The organism is Falseniella ignava (assembly GCF_002847645.1).
GTDB classification, from domain to species: domain Bacteria; phylum Bacillota; class Bacilli; order Lactobacillales; family Aerococcaceae; genus Falseniella; species Falseniella ignava.
The window spans coordinates 1-778 of sequence record NZ_PKHE01000042.1 but is presented as its reverse complement, the minus strand read 5'-3'; the positions used below and the strand labels follow the sequence as shown (position 1 = coordinate 778).

Below are 778 nucleotides of genomic sequence, written 5' to 3'. Positions count from 1 at the left end.
GCATTTTAAATTCGTAACTATATTTTTTAGACATAAAATGACCCCCATAAAGTTAGTTTTTAACTCTAACTTTCGGGGGTCACCTCAGATAGGGAAAGCTTAAAATTATTCATTAACTAACAAATCTTCCCAAGCGCGTTGCAATTCCATGGCGCGAACTTCTCTTGGTAAGAATCGACGAATTTCATCCTCATTGTAGCCAATTTGCAGACGTTTATCGTCTAAAATAATCGGTCTTCTTAATAATCCAGGTTGTTCTTGAACTAACTGGTAAAAATCTTTCATAGGTAATTCCGAGATATCAATTTCTAGTTCTGCATAAGCTTTAGAACGTAATGAAACGATATCCTCTGTCCCATTTTCAGTCATTTTAAGAATCGATTTAATTTCTACTTCCGATAAAGGCTCAGTAAAAATATTTCTTTCTTGATACTCAATATTATGCATCTCTAACCATGCCTTCGCCTTTCGACATGATGTACAACTTGGTGTCACGAATAATGTAACCATGGCTGTTCTCCTCTCTATGTAGATCCAGCACTGACACTCAATGATTTATATAAACAATGATTTATATAAACATTGAGACTTTCAACAATAAACAAAATAAAGTTACCTATCTTGTTTCTTCTAATTATACCATGAAACCTAATCCATATCAATCTTAATTGGAATAACTATCCTTAAAACTCTCATCTACAAATGATAATGTCTCAAGTAACCGTAAATGAAAATGTCCCACTTTAGTGTATATTAAATCTAAGGAGGGATCTCAATG

The 778-nt window shown here is 33.2% G+C and carries 1 protein-coding gene; it reads right to left on the bottom strand.

The window, feature by feature from the left end:
* Nucleotides 1-105: 105 nt before the first annotated feature.
* A complete protein-coding gene (gene spxA, locus CYJ57_RS07705; RefSeq protein ID WP_006702048.1) occupies nt 106-510 on the bottom strand; it encodes a transcriptional regulator SpxA in 405 nt (134 codons plus the stop codon).
* Nucleotides 511-778: the final 268 nt, after the last annotated feature.

Excerpts from the sequence above, each read along its gene's own strand:
- spxA (WP_006702048.1), bottom strand. The coding sequence starts at position 510 with ATGGTTACATTATTCGTGACACCAAGTTGTACATCATGTCGAAAGGCG.